21 protein-coding genes are annotated in these 23821 nt (G+C 69.0%); 14 read left to right on the forward strand and 7 right to left on the reverse strand.

Annotated features, from left to right (window positions below; all coding sequences use genetic code 11):
• Nucleotides 1-56: 56 nt before the first annotated feature.
• The 5 genes from ABD866_RS07195 to ABD866_RS07215 all read left to right on the forward strand — a co-directional run bounded on the left by ABD866_RS07195 (nt 57) and on the right by ABD866_RS07215 (nt 5707).
• On the forward strand, nt 57-296 hold the full coding sequence (locus ABD866_RS07195; RefSeq protein WP_345062652.1) for an exodeoxyribonuclease VII small subunit: 240 nt from the start codon (nt 57-59) through the stop codon (nt 294-296).
• Nucleotides 293-1213, forward strand: coding sequence for a polyprenyl synthetase family protein (locus tag ABD866_RS07200; RefSeq protein ID WP_345062654.1), 921 nt, complete (start codon nt 293-295; stop codon nt 1211-1213). The genes ABD866_RS07195 and ABD866_RS07200 overlap by 4 nt, the downstream gene beginning before the upstream one ends.
• Nucleotides 1214-1316: 103 nt before the next feature.
• Nucleotides 1317-3209, forward strand: a complete 1893-nt coding sequence (gene dxs / locus ABD866_RS07205) for a 1-deoxy-D-xylulose-5-phosphate synthase (protein ID WP_345062656.1) — start codon at nt 1317-1319, stop codon at nt 3207-3209.
• 135 nt (nt 3210-3344) lie between these two features.
• Nucleotides 3345-4427 (forward strand): TRAP transporter substrate-binding protein, encoded by a 1083-nt coding sequence (locus ABD866_RS07210; protein WP_345062658.1) that lies wholly within the window; start codon nt 3345-3347, stop codon nt 4425-4427.
• A gap of 197 nt (nt 4428-4624) precedes the next feature.
• Nucleotides 4625-5707: a TRAP transporter substrate-binding protein gene (locus ABD866_RS07215; RefSeq protein ID WP_345062660.1), complete on the forward strand. Its 1083-nt coding sequence runs from the start codon at nt 4625-4627 to the stop codon at nt 5705-5707.
• A gap of 1109 nt (nt 5708-6816) precedes the next feature.
• Here ABD866_RS07215 and ABD866_RS07220 read toward each other — a convergent pair.
• The 3 genes from ABD866_RS07220 to ABD866_RS07230 form a co-directional block, all read right to left on the reverse strand.
• Nucleotides 6817-8610, reverse strand: coding sequence for a TRAP transporter large permease (locus tag ABD866_RS07220; RefSeq protein ID WP_345062662.1), 1794 nt, complete (start codon nt 8608-8610; stop codon nt 6817-6819).
• A gap of 3 nt (nt 8611-8613) precedes the next feature.
• Entirely contained in the window at nt 8614-9228 is a 615-nt protein-coding gene (locus tag ABD866_RS07225) for a TRAP transporter small permease subunit (RefSeq protein WP_345062664.1), read from the reverse strand.
• 187 nt (nt 9229-9415) lie between these two features.
• Nucleotides 9416-10537, reverse strand: a complete 1122-nt coding sequence (locus tag ABD866_RS07230; RefSeq protein ID WP_345062665.1) for a substrate-binding domain-containing protein — start codon at nt 10535-10537, stop codon at nt 9416-9418.
• A gap of 49 nt (nt 10538-10586) precedes the next feature.
• Here ABD866_RS07230 and ABD866_RS07235 point away from each other — a divergent pair, with 49 nt between their 5' ends.
• The 3 genes from ABD866_RS07235 (at nt 10587) to ABD866_RS07245 (ending at nt 12873) form a co-directional block, all read left to right on the forward strand.
• On the forward strand, nt 10587-11318 hold the full coding sequence (locus tag ABD866_RS07235) for an ABC transporter permease (RefSeq protein WP_345062666.1): 732 nt from the start codon (nt 10587-10589) through the stop codon (nt 11316-11318).
• Nucleotides 11315-12049: an ABC transporter ATP-binding protein gene (locus ABD866_RS07240; RefSeq protein ID WP_345062668.1), complete on the forward strand. Its 735-nt coding sequence runs from the start codon at nt 11315-11317 to the stop codon at nt 12047-12049. The genes ABD866_RS07235 and ABD866_RS07240 overlap by 4 nt, the downstream gene beginning before the upstream one ends.
• A 68-nt stretch (nt 12050-12117) precedes the next feature.
• A complete protein-coding gene (locus tag ABD866_RS07245; RefSeq protein ID WP_425549557.1) occupies nt 12118-12873 on the forward strand; it encodes an ABC transporter substrate-binding protein in 756 nt (251 codons plus the stop codon).
• 24 nt (nt 12874-12897) lie between these two features.
• Here the strand turns inward: ABD866_RS07245 and modC are convergent, their stop codons facing one another.
• Genes modC through modA form a run of 3 tightly spaced genes read right to left on the reverse strand, consistent with a single transcriptional unit; the run spans nt 12898 to nt 15411 of the window.
• On the reverse strand, nt 12898-13992 hold the full coding sequence (gene modC / locus ABD866_RS07250) for a molybdenum ABC transporter ATP-binding protein (protein ID WP_345062672.1): 1095 nt from the start codon (nt 13990-13992) through the stop codon (nt 12898-12900).
• Entirely contained in the window at nt 13989-14666 is a 678-nt protein-coding gene (modB, locus tag ABD866_RS07255) for a molybdate ABC transporter permease subunit (RefSeq protein ID WP_345062674.1), read from the reverse strand. The genes modC and modB overlap by 4 nt, the downstream gene beginning before the upstream one ends.
• A gap of 7 nt (nt 14667-14673) precedes the next feature.
• Entirely contained in the window at nt 14674-15411 is a 738-nt protein-coding gene (gene modA, locus ABD866_RS07260; protein WP_345062765.1) for a molybdate ABC transporter substrate-binding protein, read from the reverse strand.
• A 172-nt stretch (nt 15412-15583) separates the two neighbouring features.
• On the opposite strand from modA, the gene ABD866_RS07265 reads away from it, so the two are divergent.
• Nucleotides 15584-16360: a TOBE domain-containing protein gene (locus ABD866_RS07265; protein WP_345062676.1), complete on the forward strand. Its 777-nt coding sequence runs from the start codon at nt 15584-15586 to the stop codon at nt 16358-16360.
• Between the two features lie 30 nt (nt 16361-16390).
• On the opposite strand, the gene ABD866_RS07270 is transcribed toward ABD866_RS07265, so the two are convergent.
• A complete protein-coding gene (locus ABD866_RS07270; protein ID WP_345062678.1) occupies nt 16391-17530 on the reverse strand; it encodes a helix-turn-helix domain-containing protein in 1140 nt (379 codons plus the stop codon).
• 223 nt (nt 17531-17753) lie between these two features.
• Here ABD866_RS07270 and ABD866_RS07275 point away from each other — a divergent pair, with 223 nt between their 5' ends.
• From ABD866_RS07275 to ABD866_RS07295, 5 genes are all read left to right on the forward strand, one after another.
• Nucleotides 17754-18224: a (2Fe-2S)-binding protein gene (locus ABD866_RS07275; RefSeq protein WP_345062680.1), complete on the forward strand. Its 471-nt coding sequence runs from the start codon at nt 17754-17756 to the stop codon at nt 18222-18224.
• 21 nt (nt 18225-18245) lie between these two features.
• Complete coding sequence (locus ABD866_RS07280) at nt 18246-20633, forward strand: xanthine dehydrogenase family protein molybdopterin-binding subunit (protein WP_345062682.1); 2388 nt, start codon at nt 18246-18248, stop codon at nt 20631-20633.
• A gap of 15 nt (nt 20634-20648) precedes the next feature.
• The gene (locus ABD866_RS07285; protein ID WP_345062684.1) at nt 20649-21443 is read left to right on the forward strand and encodes an FAD binding domain-containing protein; all 795 of its coding nucleotides are present in this window, start codon (nt 20649-20651) and stop codon (nt 21441-21443) included.
• A 102-nt stretch (nt 21444-21545) separates the two neighbouring features.
• Nucleotides 21546-22484, forward strand: a complete 939-nt coding sequence (locus ABD866_RS07290; protein WP_345062686.1) for an AAA family ATPase — start codon at nt 21546-21548, stop codon at nt 22482-22484.
• Nucleotides 22485-22491: 7 nt separating this feature from the next.
• A complete protein-coding gene (locus ABD866_RS07295; protein WP_345062766.1) occupies nt 22492-23787 on the forward strand; it encodes a vWA domain-containing protein in 1296 nt (431 codons plus the stop codon).
• Nucleotides 23788-23821 lie beyond the last annotated feature (34 nt).

Consider the following 23821-nt stretch of genomic DNA (forward strand, 5'->3'; position numbering starts at 1 on the left):
GCACATGCCCTGCGCCTAAAATCGCCGCTTTTGCACTGCGCTTCGGCGCCCCTCCCATGCCCAAGGCCTCCTCCGCCGCCCCTGCCAGTGATCCCGCCAGCTACGAAGCGGCGCTGCAGGAGCTTGAGCAGCTCGTGGCACGCATCGAATCCGGGCAGATGCCGCTGCAGGATCTGCTGGCCGGTTATCAGCGCGGTGCCGTGCTGCTGGCCTACTGCCGCCAGCAACTCGAAGCGGTGCAAGACCAGATCAAGGTGCTTGACGGCGACACCCTACAGCCCTGGAGCGCCGAATGAGCGCCGCGGTGGCCGACGCCTTCGACTTTGCCGCCTGGAGCCGCGCGCACCTGCAGGCCACGGAAGACGCCTTGTCGCAATGGGTGGGCGTGGATGCGCCGGCCGGTCTGGGCGAAGCCATGCGCTACGCCGTGCTCGACGGCGGCAAGCGCCTGCGCCCGCTGCTGGTGTACGCCGCCAGCGAGGCCGTGGTGGCCGCCGCCCCCGCCATGTGCCGCGAGGCCGCGGTGCGCGCCGCCTGCGCGGTGGAGCTGATCCACGCCTATTCGCTGGTGCACGACGACCTGCCCTGCATGGACAACGACGTGCTGCGCCGCGGCAAGCCCACGGTGCATGTGCAGTTTGGCGAAGCACCGGCATTGCTGGCGGGCGACGCGTTGCAGGCCTTTGCGTTCGAGCTGCTCACGCCCGAAGGCCCGGCGGTGCTGCCCACGGTGCAGGCCGAGTTGTGCCGCCTGCTCGCGCGCGCCGCCGGATCGGCCGGCATGGCGGGCGGGCAGGCGATTGACCTGGCCAGCGTAGGCCGCGCGTTGACCGAAACCGAGCTGCGGCAGATGCACCGCCTCAAGACCGGTGCGCTGCTCGAAGGCAGCGTGATGATGGGCGCCGCCTGTGCGCAGGCCCCGGCCGCCGCGCGCGAGGCGCTGTCGCGCTACGGTGCGGCCCTCGGCCTGGCGTTTCAGGTGGTGGACGACATCCTCGACGTGACGGCCGACTCCGCCACGCTGGGCAAGACGGCCGGTAAAGACGCGGCCTGCGACAAGCCGACCTACGTCTCGCTGATGGGCCTGGACCGCGCGCGCGCCCATGCGCTGGAGCTGCACGCGCAGGCCCTGGACGCGCTGGCGCAGCCCGCGTTGGCCGACACGCGCGCCTTGCGGGCGCTGGCCGATCTGGTCGTGCAACGTTCGCACTAGGCCCCTTTGTTCACACCCATGGCAGGCCCTCTGCACCCCCTTTGGATGGTTGACCCGGCTCGTGCTTGAAAATCAAGCACGAGTCGCTACAAAAAACATAGCAATGTCGACGACGCCCTACCCCCTGCTGCAGACCATCAACGACCCGGCCGATCTGCGCCAGCTCTCGCGCACCGACCTCAAGGCGCTGGCCACCGAGCTGCGCGCGTTTGTGCTCGACAGCGTCTCGCGCACCGGCGGCCACCTGAGCTCCAACCTGGGCACGGTGGAGCTGACCATTGCGCTGCACTACGTGTTCCAGACTCCGCACGACCGCCTGGTGTGGGACGTGGGCCACCAGACCTACCCGCACAAGATCCTGACCGGCCGGCGCGACCGCATGGGCACGTTGCGTCAGTGGGGCGGCATCTCGGGCTTTCCGCAGCGGGCCGAGAGTCCCTACGACACCTTTGGCACCGCGCATTCGTCCACCAGCATCTCGGCTGCGCTGGGCATGGCCCTGGCTGCCCGCCGCAAGGGCGAGGACCGCCATGCCGTGGCCATCATCGGCGACGGCGCGATGACCGCGGGCATGGCCTTCGAGGCGCTCAACAACGCGGGCGTGGCCGACGCCAACCTGCTGGTGGTGCTCAACGACAACGACATGAGCATCAGCCCGCCGGTGGGCGCGCTCAACCGCTACCTTGCACAGCTCATGAGCGGCCAGTTCTACGCGGCCGCCAAGAACGTGGGCAAGACCGTGCTCAAGCCCGTGCCGCCGCTGCTGGAGCTGGCCAAGCGCTTCGAGCAGCAGGCCAAGGGCATGGTGGTGCCGGCCACGCTGTTCGAGAAGTTCGGCTTCAACTACATCGGCCCCATCGACGGGCACGACCTGGATTCGCTGATCCCCACGCTGGAGAACATCAAGGGCCTCAAAGGCCCGCAGTTCCTGCATGTGGTGACCAAAAAGGGGCAGGGCTACAAGCTGGCCGAGGCCGACCCCGTGGCCTACCACGGCCCGGGCAAGTTCGACCCCAGCGTGGGCCTGACCAAGCCGGCCACGCCGCCCAAGCCCACCTTCACCCAGGTGTTTGGCCAGTGGCTGTGCGACATGGCCGCGCAGGACGAGCGCCTGGTGGGCATCACGCCCGCCATGCGCGAGGGCTCGGGCATGGTCGAGTTTGAAAGGCGCTTCCCCGACCGCTACTACGACGTGGGCATTGCCGAGCAGCATGCCGTGACCTTTGCCGGCGGGCTGGCCTGTGAGGGCGTCAAGCCCGTGGTGGCGATCTACTCCACCTTCCTGCAGCGGGCGTACGACCAGCTCATCCACGACGTGGCGCTGCAGAACCTGCCCGTGGTGTTCGCGCTTGACCGTGCAGGCCTGGTGGGGGCCGACGGCGCGACCCATGCGGGTGCCTACGACATTGCCTACGTGCGCTGCATTCCGAACATGAGCATGGCCTGCCCGGCCGACGAGCGCGAATGCCGCCAGCTGCTGTCCACCGCGTTTGCGCAAAACCACCCGGTGGCGGTGCGCTACCCGCGCGGCAGCGGCGTGGGCGTGGAGCCGCTGCCCGGGCTCGAAGGACTGCCGTTCGGCAAAGGCGAAGTGCGCCGCACCGCAGGCCCCACGCAAGCAGGCCGCCCGCGCATCGCCATCCTGGCCTTCGGCACGCTGTTGTATCCCGCCATGGCGGCGGGCGAGGCGCTGGACGCCACCGTGGCCAACATGCGCTGGGCCAAGCCGCTCGACACGGAGCTGTTGCAAGCCCTGGCGCAGGACCACGATGCCTTCGTCACGGTGGAAGAGGGCTGCGTGATGGGCGGCGCGGGCAGCGCCGTGACCGAGGCCCTGCATGCCGCGGGCGTGGTGCGGCCGGTGCTGCAGCTGGGCCTGCCCGATGCCTTCATCGAGCATGGCGATCCGGCCAAGCTGCTCGCCATGCAGGGGCTGGACGCGGCTGGCATTGAGCGCTCGATGCGCGAGCGCTTCCTGCAGGCTGCCCGGGCCTGAGTGCGCAGGCGCTGAACCCAAACGCCTTCGGGTAAGCCGCGATGCGCAGCGCGCAGGCGGCTCCCTACAATCGGCGCGGGTCTCCGGCAGGCGGAGGACCGTTTTCTGCAACCCGCACACAGGAGCCGCACGCGCGTGGATCGCCGATCAGTCGTCAAACGTTCTGGCATCCTGGGCGTGCTCGCTTCGGGGGTCGCCCCGGCCGTCTGGGCGCAGCCTGTCATCCGCTGGCGCCTCGCGTCGAGCTTTCCGCGCTCGTCTGACACCATCTACGGCGGCGCCGAGGTGTTTGCGGCCCATGTGCGCACCATGTCCAACGGGCGCTTCGAGATTTCGGTACACGCCAGCGGCGAAGTCGCACCGGCTTTTGGTGTGGTCGATGCGGTGCAGGGCGGCACCGTCGAAGCCTGCCACACGGTGCCGTACTACTTCTACGACAAGCACCCGGCCTTTGCCCTGGGCTCCGCGATTCCGTTCGGCTTCAACGCCCGCCAGATGAACGCCTGGATGCTGCACGGCAATGGCCGCAAGCTGCTGGACGAGTTTTACGCAGGCTTCAACATCGTGAGCTTTGCGGGCGGCAACACCGGCACACAGATGGGCGGCTGGTACCTCAAGGAGATCCGCCAGCCGTCCGACCTCAAGGGCCTGCGCATCCGCGTGGGCGGCGGGCTGGTGGGCGAGGTCATGGCCAAGCTGGGCGCCGTGCCCAACAGCCTGCCGGGGGGGGAGATCTACCAGGCCCTGCAGCGCGGGCAGATGGACGCTGCCGAATGGATTGGTCCCTACGACGATCAGAAGCTCGGCTTTCACAAAGTCGCGCCCTACTACTACTACCCAGGTTGGTGGGAAGGTGGGCCGGAAGTGGGCTTCTTCATCCAGCGCAAAGCCTACCTGGCCTTGCCCCAGGATCTGCGCGGCATCCTGGCAGGCGCGGCCTCCATGGCCCATGCCGACATGCTGGCCCGTTACGACTCCAACAACCCCGCTGCGCTCAAGCAACTGGTGCAGGCCAAGACCAAGGTGCTGGCGTTCTCGGGGTCGGTGATGGACGCAGCGTTCAAGGCGTCCATGGAAGTGTTTGCCGCCAACGATGCGCGCAGCCCCGAATGGAAGCGCATCTATGCCGACATGCGCACGTTCCAGCGCGAGCAGATCATGTGGTTCCGCTTCGCCGAGGCGCGGTACGACAGCTTCATGTCGGCCCAGAAGATCTGACGCAGCGCCGTGCGGCAAGGCGCGGCACCGCATTCCTTGCAGAACCCTGAAGCGCTGTGTCTGCAGGCCGTTTTCCGGGGGTAAACCCCCAAAAGCGACACCCCCCATCTTCCTAGAATCCTTGAGGCAAGTCGCCGCGGTGACGGGCTTATCGGCCCGGTCCCGCAGTTCACAAAACCCATCGTAGGAGATCACTCATGGATCGTCGCTCCCTCATGAAGCGCGCTGGCATCGCCGGCGTTCTGGCCTCGGGCATTGCGCCTGCTGTGCACGCACAGGCCACCATCCGCTGGCGCCTGGCTTCCAGCTTCCCGAAGTCGCTGGACACCATCTACGGCGGTGCTGATGTGTTCGCCAAGGCCGTTCGCGCCATGTCGGGCGGCAAGTTCGAGATCTCGGTGCACCCGGGTGGCGAACTGATGCCTCCCTTCGGCGTGCTCGACGGCGTGCAGAACGCCACGGTCGAGATGTGCCACACCGTGCCTTACTACTTCTATGGCAAGAACCCCGCCTTCGCGCTGGGCTCTGCGGTGCCCTTCGGCTTCAACGCCCGCCAGATGAACGCCTGGATGATGCACGGCAATGGCCGCAAGCTCATGAACGAGTTCTACGCCGGCTACAACGTCATCAGCTTCGCCGGTGGCAACACGGGCACCCAGATGGGCGGCTGGTACCGCAAGGAAATCAAGACGCCCGCCGACTTCAAGGGCCTGAAGATGCGCCTGGGCGGCGGCCTGGTGGGTGAGGTGATGCAAAAGCTGGGTGCCGTGCCCCAGAGCATCCCGGGCGGTGAGGTGTACCAGTCGCTCGAAAAGGGCACGCTGGACGCCGCAGAGTGGGTGGGCCCGTACGACGACCAGAAGCTGGGCTTCAACAAGGTCGCTCCGTTCTACTACTACCCCGGCTGGTGGGAAGGCGGTCCCGAAGTGGACTTCTACATCAACACCAAGGCCTACGAAGGCCTGTCGGCCGAGAACAAGGCCATCATTGATGCGGCATCGGCCCTGGCCAACGCAGACATGCTGGCCAAGTACGACGCGCTGAACCCCATCGCGCTCAAGCAGCTGGTGGCCGCCAAGACCAAGGTGCTGCCTTTCTCGCAAGCCATCATGGACGCCTCGTTCAAGGCCGCCATGGAAGTGTTCGCCGAGAACGATGCCAAGAGCCCCGAGTGGAAGAAGATCTACGCCGACATGCGGACCTTCCAGCGCGACCAGGTGCTGTGGTTCCGCTTCGCGGAAGCCCGCTACGACATCTTCATGTCGTCGCAAAAGCTGTAAGAGGGCGTGTACGGAGGGCTCAGGCCCTCTGCGCAGTGCCATCGCTGCCACGGGCTTGCCCGTGGCTTTTTTTTGCCTGTGCGCGGGCCGCGCCCTGCGCCCCGCACCCTGTGGCCCTGTGGCCCTGGGTCGGTGGGCGCTATGCCCAGGGACCACGGGCCCGCCGCCGCCGCTCTGGGGCCTGTTGCCAGCCCCATGCCAGCCGCTCTCGGTCGGGTGCGGGTGGCCAATGGGCTCAGGGCTTCCGGGGATGGGGCAGGCCGGTGCGGCATACCGCGTGGGGCGTGCGGCATGGCGATCCTGGTCCACACCACATGCGAAGGCCGAGGCCACGGCCACCACTGCGGGCGGCCCTGGGGTGGCGGGTGGGGCGGGCTCCACCCGGTGACCCGGGAGTGGCCAGCGCTGTCCCGAGACGGTTCCTGGCTGTGGGGCCGCGGCGGTAGTCTGTGCGGTCAAGCCTGGTGCCTTCGGTCCGGCGGCTTCGTGGGCACACCGCCTGCGAGATCGGTCCTCAAAAGTGCTGCTCGTGCTTGCAAATCAAGCACGAGCAGCTCCTCAATTGATAGCAAACGACGGTGCGCGGGGCTTCGTGCGGCGCGGCAACACGTGCGTGGCGCGTTCGTGCTGTGCACGTGCCCGCAGCGTATCGCCCATGGGGCCTCCGGTGCCTCGTTGGCCTGCGCGGCGCATGGCGCACGGGCTGGCGCCCCTCTGGGGCCTGTTGCGGCCCTGTAGCCGCCGCTGACCCGGCGGTACGCAGGGCACGCGGTGGGTTGGGCCAGGGCTTGTTCAGCCTGTTGGTGCCCGTGCGAAGGCCATGAAAACCGCGCCCACCTGGGCGCATGACGACGCTACGGCCGGTGCCTTGGCCGTGCCCACCGCAACGGGTGGCGCCGTTTCCAGGGCCTTCCCTTCGGGGTGCAAGCAACCAGCGCCATCCGTGGTGCCATCCGCGGTGCTGCCAGTCTCGCTGGGGCCGCACAACCGCTTCGTTTGCCGCCGGGCGCCTTGTGATTGCGACGCATCTACCCAAACGGGTGAACAGGCCCTGCGGCATAAAAAAGCCCCGCACAGGGCGGGGCTTGTGGCAGGAAGAACCCGGGTTCTCAGTTCTTCTTGTCGTTGGCCATCGACTCTTGCAGGGCCTTGAGCGGATCGTCGGCCGGTGTGGTGGTGGGCTCGGTGGTCGACTGGGCGCCCTCCAACGCTGCCGCCGGATCGACCGGGTCCAGCGGCGGCGGGGCCAGGTCGCCGCCCATGTTTTCGAGCTTTTGCATCAGCTCGGTGTCGCTGATGGTTTCGACCTTCTCCAGGTTGTCAATCACCAGACCCGGGAAGGCCATGATCACACCCACCATGCAGATCTGAATGATGATGAACGCAATCGAGCCCTTGTAGATCTGCGTGGTCGTCACCGCCGGGATGGTGGCGCCGGTCACGCGGTCCTTGTAGTCCTTGCGCGGTGCCACGCTGCGCAGGTAGAACAGCGCAAAGCCGAAGGGCGGCGTGAGGAAGGAGGTCTGCAGGTTCATGGCCAGGATCACGCCGAACCACACCAGGTCGATGCCCATCTTCTCGGCCACGGGCACCAGCAGCGGCACCACGATGAACGCGATCTCGAAGAAGTCGATGAACATGCCCAGGATGAACACCAGCAGGTTCACCACCAGCAGGAAGCCCAGCTGACCCCCCGGGATCTTGTCGAACAGGTGTTCCACCCAGATGTGGCCGTCGGCCGCATTGAAGGTGAAGCTGAACACGGTGGAGCCGATCAGGATGAACAGCACGAACGCGGCAAGCTTGGCCGTGTTGTCCATGGCTTCCTGCATCAGGCCCCAGCTCAGGCGGCGCTTGATCATGGCCAGCACCAGGGCGCCCATGGCACCCATGGCACCGCCTTCGGTGGGCGTGGCCACGCCCAGGAAGATCGTGCCCAGCACCAGGAAGATCAGGATCAGCGGCGGCATGAGCACAAAGGTCACCTGCTCGGCCAGACGCGACAGCAGGCCCATGCGCGTGACGCGGTTGATGATCGACAGCGTCAGCGCGGTCAGCGAGGCAATCGTCATCGACATGATCACGACTTCGTCGCCCGCAGACGGCAGAGAGCGGTCGAGCCAGCGGGTCATCAGCGGGTCGTGCACACGCGACCACACATAGCCCACAGCGGCGCAGAGAGCCACCAGCACCAGCAGCGACTTGTGGCCCGACGCACCGTTGGATTCGCGGTAGATGCGCGCCTCAGGCGGCAGGGCCGGGGCCCAGTGGGGCAGCACGATGGCGATGATCACCACGAACAGCACATACAGGCCCACGAGCATCAGGCCTGGAACCAGGGCACCGGCGTACAGGTCGCCCACCGAGCGGCCCAGCTGGTCGGCCAGCACGATCAGCACCAGCGAGGGCGGGATGGCCTGCGCCAGCGTGCCCGACGCGGTGATGGTGCCCGTGGCCAGCACGCGGCTGTAACCGTAGCGCAGCATGATGGGCAGCGAGATCAGGCCCATGGAGATCACGGCTGCAGCCACCACGCCGGTGGTGGCGGCCAGCAGCGCGCCCACCAGAATCACGGCGATGGCCACGCCACCGCGCAGGGGGCCGAAGATCTGGCCCACGGTTTCCAGCAGGTCTTCGGCCATGCCGGACTTCTGCAGGATGATCCCCATGAAGGTGAAGAACGGAATCGCCAGCAGCGTGTCGTTCTGCATGATCCCGAAGATCCGCAGGGGCAGCGCCTGGAACATCACCGTCGGGAACAGGCCCAGCTCAATGCCCAGCCAGCCAAAGCCCAGACCGGCGGCGGCCAGCGCAAACGCCACCGGAAAGCCGGTGAGCAGCAGCACCAGAAGGCCGGCAAACAGCAGCGGCACAAAGTTTTGGGTGAGGAATGTGGTCAGCATGGCTCAGGCCTTTCCAGGAGTGCCGGGCTGGCGCGACTGGGCTTCCAGTTGCGCGGCCAGTTCTGCGGCCAGTTTGGCCTCTTCATCGTCGTCACCGTGGGCCAGCGGGTCGGGGCCCTGGCCGGTCAGGAAGGCAATGCGCTTGATCAGCTCGGAAGCGCCCTGCAGCATCAAAAACGCAAAGCCCACCGGGATCATCAGGTAGGCGGGCCAGCGGACCAGGCCGCCTGCGTTCTGCGACATTTCGCCCGACTCCCAGGCGCGCATGAACAGCGGCCAGCCCAGGTCCATCACGATCCAGCAGAACGGGAACAGCACCAGCAGAATGCCGAACACATCCACCCAGTTGCGGGCGCGGGCGCTCAGGCGCGACGCGACGAAGTCGATGCGCACATGGGCGTTTTGCAGCAGGCAGTAGCCCGCACCCAGCAGAAACACGCCTGCAAACAGGTACCACTGGACTTCCAGCAGCGCGTTGGAACTGATGTCAAACGCTTTGCGCACGATGGCGTTTGCCGCGCTGATGACCGTGGTGATCAGAATCAGCCACATGCTGAGTTTGCCCAGCCGTATGCTGATCCAATCCACCCCCTGAGAAAACTTCAGTAACGCCTGCATGGTGTCTCCAAGTCGTAAGGCTGTGGGGTGCTCCTGTCCTCTGGTCAAGGATCAGAGAGCGCTTTGGTGGTAAGGAACGCGGCGATTCTACGGAGCCACAGACGCTGTTTCTGACGGTAGCGTGACAAGTGGTTTGTGCTTGTCCAGTATGAGTTTGTTGCTACCAAAAAAGGAGTAATCAGGGTTACTACTGAGCGGTGGTGGCGCGCTTGGGCCGCCGGAACGTCCACCAGGGCAGCTCGCGGTGAAGGCTGAGCACTTGCCCGCTGTCCGAGGGGGCGTAACCTTCGAGCTGGCGGCACAGTGCGTGCCATGCGGGCTCGGACATCACCTGCCGCAGCCGCAGCATGCCGGGGCTGTCGATCTGGCTGCGCAGGCAGACCAGGTAGTAGCGCTCCTGCACGAGCGGTACAAAGCCAAGCCCGCGGCGGTGCGCCGCCGGGGCAATGCCCAGGGCCACGTCGGCCTGCGCGCTGGCCACCGCCTGCGCGGCAGCGTCGTGCGAAGGCTCCACCTGGTCGTAGCCCTGCACATGCCGCGGCAGCAGCGCGGCGGATTGCAGCAGGCTGTCCAGCATGAGGCGGGTGCCGGTGCCCAGGGGCCGGTTGCACAGCGTCGCGCGCTGGCGCACCACATCGTCCAGGCTGTGCAGCGCCAGGGGGTTGCCCGCGGGCACGATCAGCCCCAGGGCCCGAGTGGTGAAGCCGATCAGCTTGTGCTGGCCCGGCTGCAGCAGCGGTCGGTACACCACCGCGTGCAGCGAGGTGGGCGGCGGTGCCACGGGCAGATGGAAGCCCGCGACCGTGCAGCGCCCTTCGTTCAGTGCCCGGATGGCGTCCACGCTGCCGGTGAATCGGATGTCCAGGTGCACGGGCGCCGGGCGTTCGGCGTTGGCCGCTACGCTGCGCAGCAGGGGCAGCGCATCGTCGTGGCTGGCGTACAGCGGCAGCACGTGGGTGTGCGGGTCGAAGGCCAGGGCCAAGGCGCGTTCCAGGTCGGCCTGCAGGGCCGCAATCTGCGGTGCGAGCCGTGCCTGCGCTTGCTGTTCGGCCCACAGCAGCTTGCGGCCAAAGTCGCTCAGTTGCGCGGCGTGCCCTTTGTCCCAGTGCAGCAGCTCGTTGCCCAGCTCCACTTCCCAGCGTTTGAGTGCGCCCCACACATGGCGGTACGACAGCCCGAGCGAGCGGGCCGCGCCCGAGATCGAGCCCTGCTGCGCCACGGCCTGCAGCAGCGCGGGCAGCGGGTTGAGCACGGTGCGGGCGTCGGTGGCTTCGCGGCCAATCGAGTAGTGGAGCTGGACCCTATGCACGGATGTTCATATCGCTGGAGATTGGCACGGTGCCTACGATAGCGCACCGATGTCCACCTTCACCGAAAGCGTCCAGACGGCGCTCGCGCTCACCCTCTCTGCCGACCCGGTGCTGCTGTCCATCGTGGGGCGCTCGCTGGCCGTGAGCGCCACCGCCTGCGCGCTGGCCAGCGGCTTTGGCCTGCTGCTGGGCGCATGGCTGGGGGTTGCCCGCTTTCGGGGGCGGGGCGCGGTGCTGCTGGTGCTGAACACCGCGCTGGCCGTGCCCTCGGTGGTGGTGGGGCTGGTGGTGTATTTGCTGCTGTCGCGCAGCGGGCCGCTGGGGCACCTGGGCTGGCTGTTCAGCTTCAAGGCCATGGTGCTGGCGCAGGCGGTGCTCGTGCTGCCGCTGGTCACGGCCCTGACCCGGCAGGTGGTCGAAGCCGCCGAGCGCGACCACGGCGAACAATTGCAGTCGCTGGGCGCCGGGGGCCTGCTGCGCAGCCTGCTGCTGGCCTGGGACGAACGCCTGGCCTTGCTCATGGTGCTGGTGACGGCCTTCGGACGTGCGATTTCGGAGGTGGGTGCGGTGATGATCGTGGGCGGCAACATCGACGGCTTCACGCGCGTGATGACCACGGCGATTGCGCTGGAGACCAGCAAGGGCGACCTGCCCTTGGCGCTGGCGTTGGGGCTGGTGCTGCTGTCCGTGGTGCTCTTGCTGCATGCGCTGGTGGGCCTGCTGCGGCGATGGGCTGCCCGGGCGGGCGACCGCGGGCTGGCGCCGGAGGCCCTGGCATGAGCGCGCCTGCCGTGACCGCCGCACCCTGGGTGCGCCTGCACGACGTGGGCCTGCGCCTGGGCTCTGTACAGGTGCTGGACGGTGTGAACCTTACCCTCCAGGCCGGCGAGCGCGTGGCGCTGATTGGTGCCAACGGCAGCGGCAAGAGTTCGCTGCTGCGGGTGCTGCATGGCCTGCTGCCGCCCACGGCCGGGCAGGTGGTGCGCGACACGGGCTTGCGCGAGGCGATGCTGTTTCAGCGGCCCTACCTGCTGCGGGCCTCGGCCCAGCACAACGTGGCCCTGGGGCTGTGGCTGCGCGGCATGCGGTGGCAACAGGCGCGGCAGACGGCGCTGGCGGCGCTGCATCGGGTGGAATTGCAGTCCGTCGCCCATCGCAATGCGCGCACCTTGTCGGGTGGCCAGCAGCAGCGGCTGGCGCTGGCGCGCGCCTGGGCGCTGCGGCCCGATGTGCTGCTGCTCGACGAGCCCACGGCCAGCCTGGACCCGCACGCCAAGCGCGAGGTCGAAGCCCTGATGGCCGACTTTGCGCAGGGCCACGGGCAGGCAGGACCACAGCAGCCCATGACCATGGTGTTTGCCAGCCACAACCTCGGTCAGGTCAAGCGCCTGGCCAGCCGGGTGCTGTACCTCGAACGCGGCCGCGTGCTGGCCGACCGCCCGGTGCACGACTTTTTTCAGGGGCCGCTGCCCGAGGCGGCCCAGCTCTTTCTCAAAGGAGAACTCTCATGACGACTTCCCGCCGTTGGGCGCTGCACCGAGTGGCCGTTTGCGCCGTGGCCCTGTCGGGCGCGCTGGCGATGGGCAAGGCCGCTGCGCAGTCCATCACCATGGCCTCGACCACCTCCACCGAGCAGTCGGGCCTGTTTGCGCACCTGCTGCCCGCGTTCAAGCAGGCATCGGGCCTGGATGTGAAGGTGGTGGCCCTGGGCACCGGGCAGGCGCTTGACATGGCGCGGCGTGGCGACGCCGACGTGCTGTTTGTGCACGACCAGGCGGCCGAGGAAAAATTTGTGGCCGACGGCTTTGGCGTGCAGCGCTTTGCGGTGATGTACAACGACTTCATCCTGATCGGCCCCAAGGCCGACCCCGCAGGCGCGCGCGGCAAAGACATCGTGCAGGCGCTGCAAAAGCTGGCTGCGGGCAATGCCCCGTTCATCTCGCGCGGCGACAAGAGCGGCACCCATGCGGCCGAGCTGCGCTACTGGAAGCAGGCCAACCTGGACAACGCCAAAGGCAGCGGCTACCGCGAGTGCGGTTGCGGCATGGGGCCTGCGCTCAACATTGCGGCCTCCAGCGGTGCCTATGTGCTGGCCGACCGCGGCACCTGGCTCAACTTCAAGAATCGGGCCGATCTGGCCGTGCTGGTGGAGGGGGACAAGCGCCTGTTCAACCAGTACGGCGTGATGGTGGTGAACCCGGCCAAGCACCCGCATGTCAAGGCGCAGGATGCGCAGAAGTTTGTGGACTGGGTGGTCTCGCCCGCTGGGCAGAAGGTGATTGCCGACTACAAGATCGGCGGCGAGCAACTGTTCTTCCCCAACGCGCAGCGCTGAAGCCGGGGGCGGTGCGCCGCGCCCTCAGCGGGCGATGGCCACGCCCTTGACCTGCGCAAACACCGCAAGGCCTGGGGCCAGCCCCAGCGCACGGACAGAGCGCTGCGTGACGCGTGCGAGCAGTCGCACGCCAGAGGCCTCCAGCGCCACGGTGGTCTGCCCCGGGCCTGCGGGCGCCAGGGCCGTGACGGTGACAGGCACCACGTTCAGGATGCTGCTGTGGCTGGGCGCCGTGAGCGACAGGCTCACGTCGCGCGCAGGAATGCGCAGCCGCACACGGGTGCCTACCGCCGGGGTGTGGGCGGGCGTGATCAGCAGCCGCCCTCCGGCAAACGCCACTTCGGTGATACCGTCGTGCGGATCGTGGCCTACCACCGTGCCGTCCACCAAAGCGCCCGCCAGATCGGCCTCGGCCAGCGGTCCGTCGGTGGCGGCCATCACCTCGGCGGCCGGGCCGCTGGCGCGCACGCGGCCCGCGTCCATCAGCACCAGGTGTTGCGCAAGCCGGGCCACCTCTTCGATGGAGTGGCTCACGTACACCACTGGCAGGTCGAGGCGCTGCACCAGGCCCTCCAGGTAGGGCAGCAGCTCGGCCTTGCGCGCCGCGTCCAGCGCGGCCAGGGGTTCGTCCAGCAGCAGCAGGCGGGGCTGCGCGGCCAGGGCGCGCGCGATCGCCACGCGCTGGCGTTCGCCGCCCGACAAAGTGGCGGGGCGGCGCTCCATCAGGCGTTCGATACCAAGCAGCGCGATGGCGTCGGCCAGCGCCACCTGGGCTGCGCCCGCTGGTGCGCGTTTGCGGGCGTAGTCCAGATTGCCGGCCACGCTCAGGTGCTCGAACAGACTGGCTTCCTGGAATACGTACCCGACCCGCCGCAGGTGTGGCGGCACCCATGCCCGGGCCGCGTCGTCCTGCCAGACGTCCGCGCCCAGCGACACGCGGCCGCCCGGCGTACGCAGCAGCCCGGCGATGGCCCGCAGGCAGCTGGTTTTGCCACAACCGGATGGCCCGAACAGCACGCTCACGCCGCGCCCGGGCAACTGCAGGTTGACGTCGAGCGCAAACCCATCAGGGCGATTCAGTTGCAGCCGGGCCTGCAGAAGCTCCGCATGTGCGGTCATGCCAGCGCCCCCCGTCCGCGCCGTGCGCGTTGCAGCAGCAGCAACACCAGGAACGAAAACACCAGCATGCCCGCCGCCAGCACATGTGCGCGCTGGTAGTCGAGCGCCTCGACGTGGTCGTAGATCTGCACCGAGATCACGCGCGTGACGCCCGGGATGTTGCCGCCAATCATCAGCACGACGCCAAACTCGCCGATGGTGTGCGCAAAGCTTAGGATGCCCGCGGTGACGAATCCAGGCCGCGCCAGCGGCAGCGCCACGGTGAAGAAGCGGTCGAGCGGCCCGGCTCCGAGCGTGGCCGCGGCTTCGAGCGGGCGCTCGCCGATGGACTCGAATGCGTGCTGCAGCGGCTGTACCGCAAAGGGCAGCGAATACACCAGCGAGCCCACCACCAGGCCCGCAAAGGTGAAGGGCAGGGCCGGAATGCCCACAAGCCCCAGCAGCGGGCCCAAGGGACCGTTGGGGCCCAGAGCCACGAGCAGATAAAAGCCAATCACGGTGGGGGGCAGCACCAGGGGCAGTGCCACCACCGCAGACACCGGCCCGCGCCAGCGAGACCGGGTGCGGGCCAGCCACCAGGCCAGCGGTGTGCACAGCACCAGCAGCAGCACGGTGGTGACCGTGGCCAGCTGCAGCGTGAGCGTGATCGCCGCCCAGTCGGCCGAGGTCAGCATGGGTGCGTCAGACCCCGTAGCCAAAGGCGCGTATCACCGCCTGGGCCGCGGGCGTGCGCAGGTACTGCAGCAGCGCGCGCGCACCGGCATGGCCTTGCCCGGGCTTGAGCAGCACGGCCTCCTGGCGCAGTGGGGCGTGCAGCGACTCGGGCACCACCCAGGCCGAGCCGCGGGCGATACGGCCCTGCTGCTGCACCTGCGACAGCGCCACGAAGCCCAGCGGCGCGTTGCCGGTGGCCACGAACTGGTAGGCCTGGCCGATGCTTTCGCCGGTGACCAGACGCGGCTCCCACCGGGCGCGCACGCCCAGCGCGTCCAGCACCTGCATCGCGGCTGCGCCGTAGGGGGCCACACGCGGCTGCGCAATCGCCAGGTGGCGCTGCGTCCCGTCGCGCAGCACCTGCCCCTGGGCGTCCACCACGCCAGGCTCCGGGCTCCACAGCACCAGCCGCCCCACGGCGTACACGAAACGCGAGTCCGCGACCGCCTTGCCTTCTTGCGCGAGGCGTGCCGGGGTGGTGTCGTCGGCCGACAGCAGCACGTGGAAGGGCGCGCCCTGCGTGATCTGGGCGTAGAACTTGCCGGTGGCGCCGAAGGCCAGCTGCACGCGGTGGCCGGTCTCGCGCTCGAAGTCCGCGGCCATCTGCTGCATGGGGGCCGTGAAATTGGCCGCCACGGCCACCAGAACGGGCCCGGTGGGTGTTGTTTGCGCTTGCGCGCTGCCGACCGCCAAGCCTGTGGCCATGGCAAGTGCCAGCCACGCGCGCCGCGAGCCGCCCAGGAGCGCCGAGGTGCGGGGCGGAGCAGAGGCGATCAGGCGCGGACGCAAGGGCATGGGTGCAAAGCGTGGATCAATGTCCCGCTATTCTTGAATGGAATAGCGCCAGTATAGCCATGGCCCCGGGCATGATGGGGCCATGGACGAACGATTGCATCTGCGCGATGCGCTGGGCCTGGACGTGGCCGACAAGCGCATTGCCATCTTGCGGCGCATTGCGGACTGTGGGTCGATCTCGCAGGCCGCGCGCGATGCGGGCGTGAGCTACAAGGCCGCCTGGCAGGCGGTGGACACCCTGACCAACCTGGCCGGGGTGCCCTTGCTCGACCGGGTGGTGGGCGGCAGCGGCGGTGGCGGTGCGCGCCTGACCGATGCTGGCCGCTCGCTGCTGGAAGCCGCACAGACGCTGGACACCGCGCGGTCGGCCCTGTTGACGCAGTGGCAGGGGCCGCAGGCAGGGTTGCGCACGCTGGCGCGTCTGGCCTTGCGCACCAGCATGCGCAACCAGTTGCCCTGCACCGTCGAAACGGTGGAGGCCTCGGGCGCTCTGGTGCGGGTAGGCCTGCGGCTCAGTCCCCTGGCAGGAAACTCGCCGGGCGACCGGATCTGGTCGCGCATCACGCGCGAAAGCGCAGAACTGTTGGCGCTGCAGCCCGGGCTGGCCGTGCAGGCGCTGTGCAAGGCCACCGCCGTGCGTGTGCTGGCCGCTTCAGGCGCTGCCTGCGCCGACGCGGCCCTGCAAGGGACGGCCCAGCGCGTGGCCCGCGGCGACTGGGGCGACGAGGTGGTGGCGCAACTGGCCGGGGGCTTGCAACTGGTCGGCTTTGCCCCCGCCCACAGCGGCCTGCGCGCGCGCAGGCGCGTGGCATTGCTGGTGGATGAAAGCGCCTGGGTGATCGCCCGCGCGGGCGACTGAGGCGCACGCGCCTGCAGCGTGTCCTGGGTATCAGCGCTTGCGGGCGCCACCGCCGAGCTTGCGGTACACCGTGGCACGGCTGATGCCCAGCGCCCGGGCGGCCTCGGCCACGTTGCCCCGGGCGTCTTGGACGGCGCGGCGGATCAGTTCCGTTTCGGTTTCACGCAGCGGCGCAGCGCCCCACGTGCCAACGGCTGGCAGGGGCGCGGACGCCCGGGCAGGCTGCGCGGTCTGTACGTGCGCCTGCGCCTGCAAGCGCAGCCCCGACCACAGCGGCAGGTCGATCACGCCCGGGCGCTGCGTGCGGGCAGCGTCCATCAGCAGCGTCCAGGGCAGGGCAAACAGGTCGCTGGCGTGCAGCGCCGAGCCTGGGGGGCGCAAAGGCATGGGCAGCATTTGGCGGGCGGCGGTGTTGGCACCGGTCACAAAGCCTTCTGCATCCAGGGTCATCAGCCCCACGCCTTCGCCGCCCAGGGCACCGCCGGGCCAGTTCAGGCGCAGCAGCAGGGCATGCGCCTGGCCGCAGACAAGCGCATCCTCAATGGCGCGGGCCGAGCGGGCGACCAGGTGGCGCAGCTCGGGCCGTTCGGGCACCTCCACACCGGTCAGGTCCAGCATGCCCATGCAGCGGCCCGCGGGGTCGAACAGTGGCGCCCCGGCGCAGCTGAAGGCTGCGTTGTCGTCGCAAAAATGCTCGCCCCGGTGCAGCCACACGGGCTGCAATTCCGTCAGCGCCGCCCCGATGGCCGTGGTGCCGACAGCCGCCTCGCTCAGGTCCACGCCCACGCGCCCGATGGCGCGCGCACGCGCGTCGTGCCGATCCACAGGCCCTTGCACATCGACCACGATGCCGTACGCGTTGGTCAGCATGGCGAAGTAGCGCATGCCGGCGGTGGCGCGCGTGAGCTGCTCAATGACCGGGCGTGCGGCGGTGACGAGCGCATGGTGGGCTTCGGTGGCGTCGTGCGCCTGTGCGCTGCTCACGGGGGCAAAGCTCACGCGCTGGTGCGGCCGCATGCCGGCCTGCAGGCAGCGCTGCCAGGAGCGCACGATCCAGGGCTCAATCCCCGCATGGACCGCCGCCACGGCTCCGGCCTGCAGGCACTCCCGTGCGCGGGCGATAAGAGCCTGTCGGTGGGCGGCAGCGTCGGACACGATGGGCGCGAGCATCGGGGACTCCCGGACGAATCGGCGCTGTGCTGCAGCGCCTGGAAGGTGTTGCCTTGCATGGTGCACAGATGTGCGCTGCAACATGTTTCATTTTGAGAATATCCGCGCACTTGCGGGCGCTTTTCAGGGTTGTCCCTAGGGGGGTGGGCGCAGTCGGCTCCCAAGATGCTGGATGCCAATCCAGCCATCCCCGTGCGCAGCACGCCCCGAAGGAGACAGCGAGATGCAAGTGCAGTTCACCGTCAATGGCCGCGCGGCCAGCCTCGACGTACCCCCCAACACCCTGCTGGTGCACGCTCTGCGTGAGCACCTGCAACTCACCGGCACCCATGTGGGCTGCGACACCAGCCAATGCGGGGCGTGCACCGTGCACGTCAATGGCCGCGCGGTGAAGTCGTGCGCGATGCTGGCCGTGCAGGCCCAGGGGGCCGAAGTGACCACCATTGAAGGCATGGCGGCGCCTGACGGCACCATGCACCCCATGCAGGCGGCGTTCAAGGACTGCCACGGCCTGCAGTGCGGCTTCTGCACACCCGGCATGGTGATGAGCGCGGTGGACCTGTGCAAGCAGCATCCCAACGCCAGCGAGGGCGAGATCCGCGAACTGCTCGAAGGCAACATCTGCCGTTGCACGGGCTACCAGAACATCGTGCGCGCCGTGCAACAGGGCCAGAAGGCCATGGCATCGGCTTGACCTGAAAAGAGGAGAACGACCATGGGTGCATCCGACTTTTCCAAGCTGCCGCACATCGGCGAGGCGCTCAAGCGCAAGGAAGACTACCGTTTCCTCACCGGCGCGGGCCAGTACACCGACGACGTGGTGCTGGCCGCGCAATGCCATGCGGTGTTCGTGCGTTCGCCGCACGCCCACGCTGCCATCACCCGCATCAACGTGGACGCCGCCAAGGCCGCGCCCGGGGTGCTGGGCGTGTTTACCGGCGCCGATGTGGCGGCCGACAACATCAACGGCCTGCCGTGTGGCTGGCTCATCACCAGCACCAATGGCGAGCCCATGAAGGAGCCGCCACACCCCATCCTGGCCCAGGGCAAGGTGCGCTATGTGGGCGACCATGTGGCCATGGTGGTGGCGCACACCCAGCAGCAGGCCCGCGACGCGGCCGAACTGGTGGAGGTGGACTACGACGTGCTGCCTGCCGTGGTGGCCGTGGGCGATGCGGCGGCAGGTGCCGTGCCCGGGGCGGTGGTGCACGACATTGCGCCCGACAACCATTGCTTCAAATGGGCCATTGGTGACAAGGGCGCGGTGGACGCGGCCTTTGCCAACGCAGCGCATGTGACCCGGCTCGATCTGGTCAACAACCGCCTGATCCCCAACGCCATGGAGCCGCGTGCGGCCATTGGCAGCTACAGCCGTGCGAACGACGAGTACACGCTGTACGTGAGCAACCAGAACCCGCACGTCGAGCGGCTGTTGATGACGGCCTTTGTGATGGGCCTGCCCGAGCACAAGGTGCGCGTGATCGCGCCCGACGTGGGCGGCGGATTCGGCTCCAAGATTTATCTGTACGCAGAAGACGTGTGCCTGACCTGGGCCGCCAAAAAGCTCAACCGCAACATCAAGTGGGTGGCCGACCGCAGCGAGTCGTTTGTGAGCGACGCGCACGGCCGCGACCACGTGAGCCATGCCGAAATGGCCATGGACAAGGACGGTAAGTTCCTGGCCATGCGCGTGCACACCGACGCCAACCTGGGCGCGTACCTGAGCACCTTTGCCAGCGCTGTGCCCACCATCCTGTACGCCACCCTGCTCGCGGGCCAGTACACCACGCCGCAGGTCTATGTGGAGGTGGACGCCTGGTTCACCAACACCGCGCCGGTGGACGCCTACCGCGGTGCGGGCCGCCCCGAGGCCACTTACCTGCTCGAACGCCTGGTCACGCGCTGCGGCTGGGAGATGGGGCTGTCGCAGGACGAGATCCGCAAGCGCAACTTCATCACCAGCTTTCCGTACCAGACGCCGGTGGCGCTGCAGTACGACATTGGCGACTACCACGCGTGCATGACGCAGGCGCAGCAGCTGGCCGACGTGGCGGGCTATGCCGCACGCAAGGCCGCGAGCGAGGCCAAGGGCCTCAAGCGCGGCATCGGCTACAGCAGCTACATCGAGGCCTGTGGCATCGCGCCGTCGAATATTGCCGGGGCGCTGGGTGCGCGTGCGGGGCTGTTTGAGTGCGGCGAAGTGCGCGTACATCCCACCGGCAGCGTGACGGTGTTCACCGGCTCGCACAGCCACGGCCAGGGGCACGAAACCACGTTTGCCCAGGTGGTGGCGGCGCGGCTGGGCATTCCGGTCGAGAACGTGGACGTGGTGCACGGCGACACGGGCCGCGTGCCCTTTGGCATGGGCACCTACGGTTCGCGTTCCATCAGCGTGGGCGGCGCGGCCATCATGAAGGCGCTCGACAAGATCGAGGCCAAGGCCAAGAAGATCGCGGCCCACCTGCTCGAAGCCAGCGACGCCGACATCGACTTTGCGGGCGGCGAGTTCACCGTGCGCGGCACCGACAAGAAGATCCCGTTCGCGCAGGTCGCGCTCACGGCCTACGTGCCGCACAACTACCCGCTCGACAAGCTGGAGCCCGGGCTCAACGAAACCGCGTTCTACGACCCGACCAACTTCACCTTCCCCGCGGGCACCTACATCTGCGAGGTGGAGGTGGACCCGGCCACGGGCGTGGTGCGCGTGGACCGCTTCACCGCAGTGGACGACTTCGGCACCATCATCAACCCGATGATCGTCGAGGGCCAGGTGCACGGCGGGCTGGCCCAGGGTATTGGCCAGGCGCTGCTGGAAAACTGCGTGTACGACCGCGAGACCGGCCAGCTGCTCACCGGCAGCTTCATGGACTACGCCATGCCGCGGGCCGACGACTTTCCGGAGTTCCGCCTTGGCCATGTGTGCACGCCCTGCACGCACAACCCGCTGGGCACCAAGGGCTGCGGCGAGGCCGGGGCCATCGGCTCACCGCCCGCAGTCATCAACGCCGTGCTCGACGCACTGGCCCCGCTGGGCGTGAAGGACCTGGACATGCCCGCATCGCCCCAGCGCGTGTGGGACGCCATCCAAAGCGCCAAGGCCTGACAGGAGGACCGGACCATGTACACATTCACTTACGAAGCCCCCACCTCCACCGCAGCGGCCGCGCAGCTGGCCGCCGCCGGTGGCAAGCCGATTGCGGGCGGGCAGAGCCTGCTGCCGTCCATGCGGCTGCGCCTGTCCAACCCTGGGCAACTGGTCGATCTGAACGGCGTGGCCGAGCTGGCGGGCATCCGCCGCGAGGGCAACGCCATCGTCATCGGCGCGATGACGCGCCACATGGATGTGGCGCAGAGCCCCGTGGTGCGCGAGGCCATCCCGGGCCTTGCGGGCCTGGCCGCGCACATTGGCGACCGCCAGGTGCGCGCCCGCGGCACGCTGGGCGGCTCGGTGGCCAACAACGACCCGGCCGCCTGCTACCCCAGTGCGGTGCTCGGGCTTGGGGCCACCGTCATCACCCACCGGCGCGAGATCGCGGCCGACGACTTCTTTGTGGGCATGTACACCACGGCCCTGGAAGAAGGCGAGCTGATCACGGCCATCCGCTTCCCGATTCCGCAGCGCTCCATCTACATGAAGTTCCGCCAGCCGGCCTCGCGCTTTGCGCTGGTGGGCGTGTTCGTGGCGCAGACGGCGGCGGGCGTGCGCGTGGCCATCACGGGCGCGGCCAGCTGCGTGTTCCGCCATGCGGGGCTCGAAGCGGCGCTGACGGCCAACTTCACGCCTGCGTCGGCCGCGGCCGTGCGCATCGACGCCAGCGAGCTCAATGGCGACCTGCACGCCAGCGCCGCCTACCGCGCGCAGGTCATCAGCGTGCAAACCCAGCGCGCTGTGGCCGCGCTGCTGCAGGGCTGACGCCTGCGCCCGTCCCGGTGCGCAGACGCTGCACCGGGTTGGGCATCAAAATGGCTGCTCGTGCTTCATAATCAAGCACGAACAGCTATCAAAATAATAGCAATGAGCACCACCCAGCCTCCTTCCCTGTCCCCCGGCGACGGCACCCCGGCGAGTGTGGACGCGCTCATCACGGCGCTGGAGCGTGTGGGCTACTTTGCCGACCGGCGGCTGGCCACGGCCGTGTTCCTCGCGCTGCGGCTGCAGCGCCCGCTGCTGCTCGAAGGCGAGCCCGGCGTGGGCAAGACGGCGCTGGCCCAGGCGCTCGCGCAGGTGCTGGGCCGCCCGCTGATCCGCCTGCAGTGCTACGACGGGCTGGAGCTGCGCGAAGCCCTTTACGAATGGAATTACGCCGCCCAGCTGCTGCACCTGCGCCTGGCCGAAGGGCAGGGCGGGGCCGACGCCAGCGCGCTGGAGCGCGAGCTGTACCAGGCCCGCTACCTGGTGCGCCGCCCGCTGCTGGAGGCGCTGCAGGCCCCGCCACCCGGCGCGGTGCTGCTGATCGACGAGGTGGACCGCGCCGACGAGCCCTTCGAAGCGTTCTTGCTCGAATACCTGGGCGAATACCAGGTGTCGATTCCTGAGCTGGGCACGGTGCGCGCCACGCACCCGCCGGTCACGCTGCTGACCAGCAACCGCACGCGCGACCTGCACGACGCCGTCAAGCGCCGCTGCCTGTACCACTGGCTCGACTACCCCGAGCGCGAGCGCGAGCTGGCCATCGTGCGCGCCCAGGTGCCGGGCGCGGCCGAGGCCCTGTCGGCCCAGGTGGCCGACTTTGTGGCCCGCCTGCGCAGCCAGCCCTTTGCCAACGCCTTCCAGCGCGCGCCCGGCGTGGCCGAAAGTGTGGAATGGGCCAAGGCCCTGGTCGCGCTCGACACCTTGCAGGTGGACCCGGAGGTGGTGCAGGACACGGCGGGCATCCTGTTCAAGCAGCGCGAGGACGTGGCTGCGCTCACGCCCGCACTCACGGCGCAACTGCTCGCGCCCCAGGAGGGCTGAGGTGTCCGTGCAGGCCCCGGCCGCTGACCGTAGCAGCGCCGCCCCCCCGCGCGCCCCGGCCCTGGGCGACGCCCGCCGCGGCAAGCTGGCCGACAACCTGACCGGCTTTGGCCGTGCACTGCGCCGCGCCGGTCTGCCGGTGGATGCTGCCCGCATCGCGCTGGCCCAGCAGGCCTTGCAGTGCGTGGCGCTGCGGCGCGACGACGTGGCCGCCGCGCTCGAAGCCGTGCTGGTCTCGCGCGAGCAGGACCGGGGCGTGTTCCGCGAGCTGTTTGCCGCGTACTTCCGCAACCCCGACCTTGCACAGAAGCTGCTGGCCCAGATGCTGCCCAGCGCCCAGGCCCCGGCCGCGCCCAGCCCGCGCCGCCCGCGCGTGGCCGAGGCCCTGGCCCCGGTGCGCGCGGCCCGGCAGTCGGCACCGCCTGCGGCCGAGACACCGGTGGAATTCGACGCCGCGATGACGGCCAGCGACCGCGAGCGGCTGCGCCAGGCCGACTTCCAGCAACTGAGCGCGAGCGAATACCGGCTGGTGGAGCGCCTGGCGCGCGAGCTGCCGCTGCCCCTGCCCGAATACGCGGCCCGCCGCCGCAGCCCGGGCGCCCGCGGCAGCGTGCCCGACTGGCCCGCCCTGCTGCGGCGCAGCCTGCGCCACGGCGGCGAATGCCTGGAGCTGCCGCGCCGCGCGCGCCGCAGCCTGCCGCTGCCGCTGCTGGTGCTGGTCGATGTGTCGGGCTCCATGGAGCGCTACAGCCGCCTGCTGCTGTCCTTTCTGCACGCGGCCACCGCCCCGGGCCGCGCCGGGGCCCCGCGCGGCCTGCGGCGCGACGTCATGGCCTTTGGCACCCAGCTCACCGACCTGACCCCGGCGTTTGCTCTGGCCGACACCGACGCCATGCTGCTGCAAGCCGCGCGCAGCCTGCCTGACTTTGGCGGCGGCACCCGGCTGGGCGAGAGCCTGGGCACGTTGCGCATGCGCCATGCCCGCCGCCTGGTTGGCCGCCGCACGCTGGTGCTGGTGGTGAGCGACGGCCTCGACACCGGCACGCCCGAGGCGCTGGCGCAAGAACTCGCCTGGCTGCGCCGCCACTGCGCGCGGCTGGTGTGGCTCAACCCGCTGCTGCGCTTTGACGGCTATGCGCCCAGCGCGCGCGGTGCTGCGGCCCTGCACCGCGCCTGCGACGCCATGCTGGCCGTGCACAACCTGCACAGCCTGCAGGCGCTGGCCGAGCACCTGGCCCAACTGCTGCGCAGCGCGCCGCGCGGCCTGGCACCCCAGGCCATTGCGCGCGCTGCGCTTCCCTGAATCCACCGTATCACCGACTGCCGCTGAAGGAACC

It is taken from the genome of Acidovorax lacteus (assembly GCF_039540375.1).
Lineage (GTDB): Bacteria > Pseudomonadota > Gammaproteobacteria > Burkholderiales > Burkholderiaceae_C > Acidovorax_G > Acidovorax_G lacteus.

Excerpts from the sequence above, each read along its gene's own strand:
- ABD866_RS07195 (WP_345062652.1), top strand. The coding sequence starts at position 57 with ATGCCCAAGGCCTCCTCCGCCGCCCCTGCCAGTGATCCCGCCAGCTAC.
- ABD866_RS07200 (WP_345062654.1), top strand. The coding sequence starts at position 293 with ATGAGCGCCGCGGTGGCCGACGCCTTCGACTTTGCCGCCTGGAGCCGC.
- dxs (WP_345062656.1), top strand. The coding sequence starts at position 1,317 with ATGTCGACGACGCCCTACCCCCTGCTGCAGACCATCAACGACCCGGCC.
- ABD866_RS07215 (WP_345062660.1), top strand. The coding sequence starts at position 4,625 with ATGGATCGTCGCTCCCTCATGAAGCGCGCTGGCATCGCCGGCGTTCTG.
- ABD866_RS07220 (WP_345062662.1), bottom strand. The coding sequence starts at position 8,610 with ATGCTGACCACATTCCTCACCCAAAACTTTGTGCCGCTGCTGTTTGCC.
- ABD866_RS07225 (WP_345062664.1), bottom strand. The coding sequence starts at position 9,228 with ATGCAGGCGTTACTGAAGTTTTCTCAGGGGGTGGATTGGATCAGCATA.
- ABD866_RS07235 (WP_345062666.1), top strand. The coding sequence starts at position 10,587 with ATGTCCACCTTCACCGAAAGCGTCCAGACGGCGCTCGCGCTCACCCTC.
- ABD866_RS07240 (WP_345062668.1), top strand. The coding sequence starts at position 11,315 with ATGAGCGCGCCTGCCGTGACCGCCGCACCCTGGGTGCGCCTGCACGAC.
- ABD866_RS07245 (WP_425549557.1), top strand. The coding sequence starts at position 12,118 with ATGGGCAAGGCCGCTGCGCAGTCCATCACCATGGCCTCGACCACCTCC.
- modC (WP_345062672.1), bottom strand. The coding sequence starts at position 13,992 with ATGACCGCACATGCGGAGCTTCTGCAGGCCCGGCTGCAACTGAATCGC.
- modB (WP_345062674.1), bottom strand. The coding sequence starts at position 14,666 with ATGCTGACCTCGGCCGACTGGGCGGCGATCACGCTCACGCTGCAGCTG.
- modA (WP_345062765.1), bottom strand. The coding sequence starts at position 15,411 with ATGGCCACAGGCTTGGCGGTCGGCAGCGCGCAAGCGCAAACAACACCC.
- ABD866_RS07265 (WP_345062676.1), top strand. The coding sequence starts at position 15,584 with ATGGACGAACGATTGCATCTGCGCGATGCGCTGGGCCTGGACGTGGCC.
- ABD866_RS07270 (WP_345062678.1), bottom strand. The coding sequence starts at position 17,530 with ATGCTCGCGCCCATCGTGTCCGACGCTGCCGCCCACCGACAGGCTCTT.
- ABD866_RS07275 (WP_345062680.1), top strand. The coding sequence starts at position 17,754 with ATGCAAGTGCAGTTCACCGTCAATGGCCGCGCGGCCAGCCTCGACGTA.
- ABD866_RS07280 (WP_345062682.1), top strand. The coding sequence starts at position 18,246 with ATGGGTGCATCCGACTTTTCCAAGCTGCCGCACATCGGCGAGGCGCTC.
- ABD866_RS07285 (WP_345062684.1), top strand. The coding sequence starts at position 20,649 with ATGTACACATTCACTTACGAAGCCCCCACCTCCACCGCAGCGGCCGCG.
- ABD866_RS07290 (WP_345062686.1), top strand. The coding sequence starts at position 21,546 with ATGAGCACCACCCAGCCTCCTTCCCTGTCCCCCGGCGACGGCACCCCG.